The organism is Butyrivibrio sp. VCD2006 (assembly GCF_000423925.1).
Taxonomy (GTDB): Bacteria; Bacillota; Clostridia; order Lachnospirales; family Lachnospiraceae; genus Butyrivibrio.
Map to the genome: position 1 here is coordinate 203604 of NZ_AUIX01000009.1, position 7314 is coordinate 210917.

The following is a 7314-nucleotide window of genomic DNA, read 5'->3' on the forward strand; positions in this document are numbered from 1 at the left end:
ATGAAGGGACTTCATTTTTAAGGAGCATTTTTATGGCATCAAATAAAGTAAAACCTCGGATGTCCGCGATGGCAAAGAGAGAAGAGAGATGGGCATGGCTTTTTATCGCTGCCCCGTTTGTAGGATTTATGCTCTTTATGGCATATCCGATCGTCTTTGCCCTGATTGCCAGCACAAGTAAATGGACCGGAATTAACTCCTTGTGGGGCAATATCGTAGGCCTTCGAAATTACATCAAAATTCTAAATGACGCAAAATTTTGGAAAGCCATGGGTACCACAATTATTTACATGATAGGTATTCCCATCGGAATGATCCTGGGAATTCTTGTGGCTATGGGACTTAATAGAAAAATCCCCGGCAAGCGTTTCCTTACAACAATGTACTACGTTCCTGTAGTATCCTCACTTGTTGCGGTATCAATTCTCTGGGCATGGGTATTTAATTACGACTATGGCCTTTTGAACGGAATCTACAAGGCACTTACAGGACTTCATGGACCCAACTGGCTTGGCGATGAACTCATGGTAAAAATATCGCTCATCATCTTCATGGTATGGAAGGGACTTGGAGGCACAATTATCCTGTATCTCGCAGGACTTCAGAATATTCCGAGAGACTATTACGAAGCAGCAATGATTGACGGTGCTAACAGCTGGCAGAAATTTAAGAGCATTACTTTGCCTCTGCTTTCACCTGTTACATTCTACGTCCTTATCACATCTCTTATCGGTGGTTTCCAGGTATTCGTAGAAGTTCAGGTAATGACACCCTCCGGCGGGCCTAACTACAGCGCTGCAACAGTTGTATTTTATCTCTATGAAAAAGCGTTTACTAATGGTCAGCTCGGATACGGTAGTGCAGTAGCAGTAATTCTTGCGATTATCATATTCATTATCACTGCCATCAATTTCTGGGGACAGGATAAATGGGTAAAAACTATAGATTAAGGAGGTGTGACAGATGGAACTTGCATTAAAAGCAAAATCAAATGCGAATTCTGGCTCTCCCAAAAGAGCAAAAGCAAGTACAAAAGACTATCAGAGTGACCGCGTCACATCTTCCAAAGAGAAGGTCATGAACGTAGTGATCTTCATAGTACTTTTTGTATTCGCAATTACAATGGTGTTCCCACTTATTTACATGGTGGCGACATCATTCATGACTAAGAATCAGATATTATCAGGATCTCTGACACTTTTTCCTAACCCTATTCTTATAGGAAAATACAGTCAGGTTCTTAGTAAAGGCCAGTTTATATCAGGCATTATCAATACGATCACGGTTGAGATTCCTGTTCTTCTTATTGGTGGTTTCACATCGTCATTGGCAGCCTTCGCCTTCGCTAAGATGAACTTCAGAGGAAAGAACGCTTTGTTCCTTGCACTTCTTGCAACTATCATGATCCCTTTCGCAGTTGTCATGATTCCGCAGTATGTGCTTTTCACAAAGCTTGGATGGACCAATTCCCTCGCACCCCTTATCATTCCCGGGTGCTTTGGCAATGTCAGCATGATCTTTTTCCTCAGGCAGAATCTTTACAGTATTCCTACAGAGCTTATGGATGCTGCAAAAATCGATGGCTGTAATTACTTTGAGATTTACTACAAGATTTTCCTTCCTCTTATGAAGGGAGCTCTTGGAACCCAGCTTATGTTGTGGTTCATGGGAATATGGAACGACTACCTTGCTCCGACAATCTTCCTTAGAAGTGAGAAGCACTGGACTCTTCAGGTAGTTATCAGATCCTTCAATTCCTATTATGCGATTCAGAGTGACTATGCTTTGATCATGGCAGCTTCTGTTATAGCAATGCTGCCCACATTGGTACTGTTCTTCCTGTTCCAGCGTGTAATTATAGAGTCCATAGCCATTAGTGGTATCAAATAAAAATCATTTTCAAAATAGCTTGAAAAATGATATATAGTTTAGCTTAATCAAAAATGGTGACTACTTCAAAAATGAAGTAATCACCATTTTTATTAACATGTTCTGGCTTTTTCGAATATCGAATCAAATCATAGGATTATTTCTTTGATCAAGACTGTTCAATAGGACTATATGCAATCTTTACATTGATATCCTGACTGTAGTTACCGAAGGTCTTACCAAAAATCGTGAGACCGCCGACATGAGCTGTATCTTCAGGGACGGCCATCTTGAATTTTATGCTGCTCTTGCTTGTCAATTTGAAGTGATCAATGTTGATATCAGAAATCTGTAAGCCATCGATGAAAGTACCGCGATGGTTAATAACCAGCATCTTTAGCAGACCATATTGATTCCAGTTAGGGAACCACCAGTCGGGAGTAAAGATACCCTTCACATCACCAAAGTCACCCGGGGAAATCCAGGTTCCCAAAAATTCATTGTTTAGATAAAAGTGAATATCGGAAGGCCAGACATTATTTACTCCGGGAGCTTCGCTTGAGAGCTCTGCTGAAATGCAAATCTCATCAATTCTCTGATTAAACGGAATAAAGTTCGGAACAACATATTCCACATGCCCCTTCGTAAACCAAAGAATGTCAGCATCATAGCGATCAGGGTGGGAGAAATACCTGGTATCATCAACCTCGCCTATAATCTTTGAAGAAGAAGCAAGACCACAGGTAGGATAAACCTCATAATCGGAAAACTGGCCAACTTTGATATCGGCTGTGTAAATGTTCTCATCCTGTGCTTCATCCTGAATATCTATAAGAATCTTATCCACGTGTACAGAGCAGATTTTCTGGTTGCCGTGTCCATTGGTTTCATTACTTACGGTTATCATGCCACATTCTTCAAGCTTGCGGATATGACTGGTAAGAGCGCCGTTTGTGATATTAAGGCGGCTTGCAAGTTCATTCATATTCATACCGTTGTCTTCGAGAAGAATTTTAATGATTTCAATTCTGACATCAGATCCGAGAGCCTTGAATAAATCCAATCCCTCAGAAAGAGATTTTATATGAAGCATGGTGACTCCTTTAATAAAAAGTAAAATATTTAACAATAATATAATAACATATAAAGTGGTTTAATTTCAACTAAAATACCCCTCCTATAAAACATCAATAAACCGCGTATTTTTTATTGAAAAGAGGCAACTTTAGCTTTGTCTTTACAACCTGTAAAGGGTACAATTAAAGAATAATTCTAATAGGCAAAACTCATATAGTTTATTCTTTTCGGATATGTTTTGCAAGGCTACACTTAAACGTAAATTAAGGAGGAGATTTCATGAACGAAAACATAACTAAGCGAAACAACCTTTTATCACAAAAAGTTATCAAAGGACTTGAATCCAGAAATATGAGCGGCTACTACGCTGAAACTAAGGAAGAGGCTTTGAAAATAGCTCTCGGCATTATTGAAGAAGGCAGCACAGTTACAATGGGTGGCGCCATGTCTGCCCACGAGATCGGACTTGTTGATGCTATAAAAAACGGCAACTACAATTTTATTGACAGAGACCAGGCAACTGACAAGAGAGCTGCTATGCTCGCAGCTTATGATGCTGACGTTTTTCTTTCAAGTGCTAACGCTATGACAGAGGACGGCATTCTTGTAAATATCGATGGAAATGCAAACAGAGTATCAGCAATCGCTCAGGGCCCTAAAAAAGTCGTTTTCATAGTAGGAATGAATAAGGTGTGTGATGATCTCGATGGTGCAATGAAGAGAGCCAGAAATGTGGCAGCACCCATAAATGCTCAGAGATTCGGACTTTCAACTCCCTGTGCTAAGACCGGTTCATGTATGGACTGCAAATCACCCGACACTATATGCTGTCAGTTCCTTATAACAAGATTCTCAAGACATGAGGGACGAATCCACGTTATCCTTGTAAATGATAATCTTGGATTCTGATACGCATTACATTAGAAATTATTTTCTATATATATGTAATAAAAGGTACGAATCATAAAAGGAGATAAAACTTTGTGACGCAGATAGATGAAAACATAACACGTTTGGAAGCATCTGAGAATCCGCTGTCGGCAGATGTATATTTTATAGAAGGAAATGCTTATACATATATAATTGATGTCGGCAGCAACGATTCTGCTTATGAGAAAATTTCTGGCATTACAAATAAGAGAATAATCATCACTCATTTTCATCAGGATCATTGTGAAAACATGAAACGGATTGACATTGAAGATGAGAATCTCTTTGTGGGTAATTACACATATAAGACCATAGGGAATTATCTCCAAAAATCCCCCGGGAAGGGCACAGTCGTTAATACTGAAATAGTTATTGATGACGGAGTGAAAATAAGAATTCTTCCTATAAAAAACAGTCACGCAAAGGATTCTCTTTGTGTGATTGTTAATGATGAATACCTTTTCATGGGAGACTCCTTCTATAGCTCTGTGAAAGGCTATAATGTCTCGCTTCTCCATGACGAGATAAAGCTTCTTGAGAGCGTACCATTCACAAAGACTATCTTTAGTCACGACAACACTATCCACGACCGGGACTATCTTCTTGGTAATCTGAGAGAAATATTCTCCAGAAGACAGAAGGATAATCCTTATATTAGTAATGATCTTTTATAAGCTACATGTTCAATGCTAAATACAGCAGTGGTAATCGATTTATTGGAACATCTTTTGGAGCGCAGATCAGACATACAGGATATTAATGCTTATATGAAAAGAGAATTGGTAAATATACTGGCAATAATGGCGCTGATTTCCGGATGCGGTTCCAAGCCAGCGCCTGAAATATCAAGTGAAACAACAAAAACGGAATTTTCATCTGGGAAGATAGCTGCTGATTCTGCAGAGGAACACGATATTACTGATAATGCTAAGGCGTTTGAAAATAGCGAAGTCTTTGATACATCAGATATTGCAGCGAGCACTAGTAGCACAGAAATTGATAGTAGTTCGGAAAACACCGTTACCCTCTGCATGGTAGGTGATATTCTTCTTCACACACCAATAGAAGAGCTTTCCATGGAAGAAGATGGCACATACGATTTTAGTCCTATTTTTTCCAATATGAAGGAGGATATCAGCTCTTTCGACCTGGCCGTGGTAAACGAGGAAGTAATTATAGGTGGGAAAGAGCTTGGAATCAGCGGTTATCCAACCTTCAACGCTCCCTATGAAATCGGAGATGCACTCGTAGATGCGGGCTTTGATATTGTCTGCCATGCTACTAATCATGTGCTCGATAAAGGAAAACAGGGACTCATAAACGCCTGCACCTTTTGGGAGGAAAACTACCCGGATATTACTGTATTAGGAATAAACGAAACGCCAGAAGACAAAGAGAACATATATATAATAGAAAAGAACGGCATAAAGATCGCGCTACTAAACTATACCTACGGCACCAATGGAATCTCCCAGCCATCCGATATGCCCTTTGCTGTAGACCTTCTTGAAGAAAACAAAGTGATAGCAGATCTGGACTACGCGGAAGAACATGCAGATTTTACTATAGTGTTTCCGCACTGGGGAACGGAATACAGACTGACTCCCGATTCATCCCAGGAAAAATGGACAAAGCTTTTTGAAGAACATGGCGCAGATCTCGTCATTGGAACACATCCGCACGTCATAGAACCCATTGAGTTTCTAGACGATAAGATGCTTGTATACTATTCTCTTGGCAATTTCGTCAACTGGACATCAGGAACAGGAGAAGGAGTGACTAATAGAATGGTTGGTGGAATGGCGGAGGTTACGATTACAAAGGATGAAAACGAAATCGCCCAAGTATCCGATTATGGCGTAAAGGCCCTTGTATGCCATGTCTCAAATGAAAAAGGCGGTGTTACTGTTTTTCCGCTTAATGAATATCCAGATAACCTGGCTGATACCAATGCCATAAGAGCCCAGGACAGCTCCTTTTCAAAAGACAAATGTGTAAATTTATGCAATGAAGTTTGGGGTAATCTCTGGGATTGAAATAACCCCAATATAATTATTGAAGAATAATGGTGAAATATGATAGATATTTTTGGCACACTTGGCCCTTCATGTAATGATGAACAGACTCTGACAGATATGTTTCGCGCAGGAATGACAGGAGTTAGACTCAACCTTTCCCACGCGATGCTTCATGATAACCTTGAATTACTTAATACTGTAAAAAAAGCAGCTTCATCCGTAAATATAGAGCCAAAGCTTCTTATTGACCTTCAGGGGCCTGAACTAAGAATTGGTGATCTTGATAAACCATTACAGCTTAAGGATGGGAATGAAATATCGGTTATTCCTAATGACGGGTTTTTATCAATTGTTGAGACTTCTGAAAAAACCGAAGACTGCAATACATTTAATGAAAGCAGAATAACTGTAGATCAAAGAGTCATTGAGAAGATGGAGGATGGTGACAGTATTCTTCTTGATGATGGGAAAATACTAGGCATTGTTTCCAATAAAACTAATCTGTCTGCAAAAATCATTATTAAGCGTGGCGGAATACTTACCGGTAGAAAAAGCATTCTTATAGAGAATAAAACTGTTATGATGCCAACACTTACTATAGATGATTTGACAAATCTCAGCGTGGCCGCAAAACATGGTATCACTGGTGTAATGCTGCCTTTCGTCAGAAACAGTGAGGATTTAAGGACACTCAGAGCTACTCTTGATGAAGCTGGAGGAAAAGATATAGAGATTTACGCGAAGGTTGAAAATCTTGATGGAGTCAGAATGCTTCCGGAACTTATAGGAGAGTGCGATGAAATCGTTATAGCAAGAGGAGACCTTGGCAATGCAGTTCCCCTTTGGGAGCTTCCGGCTTTGCAGAAAAGGATATCAAGAACATGCAGAGAACAAAATAAACGATTTATGGTAGTCACACAGATGCTATCCTCAATGGAGCATAATCCTGTTCCCACCAGAGCAGAAGTGAGCGATATCTATAACGCGGCATTTGACGGAGCTACTTCTGTTATGGTCACCGGAGAAACAGCAATAGGTGAATTTCCGGTGGGAGTTATACAGTATTTATCCAATACAGTACATGAATATGAAAAAAATAAAGAAAAAAACAAAGAATTATTTTGAACAAATCCAGTAATTATGCGGGTTTTGAGGAAACGAAAACACTTTATAAAAATTTTTCAAAAAAATTTGTAATTTGTTGTTGACACTATAATACCTAGGTGATATATTAAATATCGCTGCGGCGCACGGCAGTTAACAAACAGCCCGCAAGCCCAGTGTTTATCAGCACTTTGACAATAAAATAGTAATGCAACCCTGAAAATTCCAAAAAGAATATTCAGAGAACAAAACAACCTAACTAAAGGTAAAACGGACAGAACAAAAGCCAAGCTTAAGTTCTGGTCAGACGAACGAT

Annotated in this window: 7 protein-coding genes; 6 read left to right on the top strand and 1 reads right to left on the bottom strand. The window is 39.5% G+C overall.

Features of this window, described 5'->3' with window-relative positions; translation table 11 throughout:
- Positions 1 to 32: 32 nt before the first annotated feature.
- Together G586_RS0106660 and G586_RS0106665 are read left to right on the top strand one after the other, a co-directional pair.
- Positions 33 to 950, top strand: a complete 918-nt coding sequence (locus G586_RS0106660) for a carbohydrate ABC transporter permease (protein ID WP_026527132.1) — start codon at positions 33 to 35, stop codon at positions 948 to 950.
- Positions 951 to 963: 13 nt separating this feature from the next.
- A complete protein-coding gene (locus G586_RS0106665; protein ID WP_081674247.1) occupies positions 964 to 1890 on the top strand; it encodes a carbohydrate ABC transporter permease in 927 nt (308 codons plus the stop codon).
- Between the two features lie 148 nt (positions 1891 to 2038).
- On the opposite strand, the gene G586_RS0106670 is transcribed toward G586_RS0106665, so the two are convergent.
- The gene (locus G586_RS0106670; RefSeq protein WP_026527134.1) at positions 2039 to 2962 is read right to left on the bottom strand and encodes an ArsR/SmtB family transcription factor; all 924 of its coding nucleotides are present in this window, start codon (positions 2960 to 2962) and stop codon (positions 2039 to 2041) included.
- Positions 2963 to 3225: 263 nt separating this feature from the next.
- On the opposite strand from G586_RS0106670, the gene G586_RS0106675 reads away from it, so the two are divergent.
- From G586_RS0106675 to G586_RS22000, 4 genes are all read left to right on the top strand, one after another.
- On the top strand, positions 3226 to 3855 hold the full coding sequence (locus G586_RS0106675; protein ID WP_026527135.1) for a lactate utilization protein: 630 nt from the start codon (positions 3226 to 3228) through the stop codon (positions 3853 to 3855).
- Between the two features lie 74 nt (positions 3856 to 3929).
- A complete protein-coding gene (locus G586_RS0106680; RefSeq protein ID WP_026527136.1) occupies positions 3930 to 4550 on the top strand; it encodes an MBL fold metallo-hydrolase in 621 nt (206 codons plus the stop codon).
- A gap of 93 nt (positions 4551 to 4643) precedes the next feature.
- Entirely contained in the window at positions 4644 to 5912 is a 1269-nt protein-coding gene (locus tag G586_RS24715) for a CapA family protein (protein WP_081674251.1), read from the top strand.
- A 39-nt stretch (positions 5913 to 5951) separates the two neighbouring features.
- Complete coding sequence (locus tag G586_RS22000; RefSeq protein WP_035772664.1) at positions 5952 to 7019, top strand: pyruvate kinase; 1068 nt, start codon at positions 5952 to 5954, stop codon at positions 7017 to 7019.
- Positions 7020 to 7314 lie beyond the last annotated feature (295 nt).